This window comes from Pseudomonas sp. MWU12-2020 (assembly GCF_023100605.1).
Taxonomy (GTDB): domain Bacteria; phylum Pseudomonadota; class Gammaproteobacteria; order Pseudomonadales; family Pseudomonadaceae; genus Aquipseudomonas; species Aquipseudomonas fluorescens_H.
In genome coordinates this window covers 1-374 of record NZ_JALMEX010000063.1, presented here as the reverse complement: position 1 = coordinate 374, position 374 = coordinate 1, and the positions used below count along the sequence as shown (strand labels likewise).

Here is a 374-nt window from a genome sequence, read left to right as displayed (position 1 = left end):
TTCTAAATTTTTAAAGTAACGTTCTGTCTATCTTTCTATCACATACCCAAATTTTTAAAGAACGTTCTAATCAAAGACTAGAAATCAATATTCACACTGGAATATTCATTTCTAAACTCTAACAAGCAGAAGCAGTTAATGGTGGAGCCAAGCGGGATCGAACCGCTGACCTCCTGCGTGCAAGGCAGGCGCTCTCCCAGCTGAGCTATGGCCCCATACAAAATTGGTGGGTCTGGGCAGATTCGAACTGCCGACCTCACCCTTATCAGGGGTGCGCTCTAACCAACTGAGCTACAGACCCAATTTCGAGCGCGTAACTGATTAGCTAAGAGCTATCAGCTTGGAGCTTAAAGCTGCTTCTATCGTCTTCTTCA

General features: G+C 44.7%; 2 tRNA genes. Both read right to left on the bottom strand.

From position 1 onward, the window contains the following. Window positions 1-139 precede the first annotated feature (139 nt). Window positions 140-215 (bottom strand) — tRNA-Ala (locus tag M0814_RS29050). Window positions 216-224: 9 nt separating this feature from the next. Further along, window positions 225-301, bottom strand: a tRNA-Ile gene (locus tag M0814_RS29045). Window positions 302-374 lie beyond the last annotated feature (73 nt).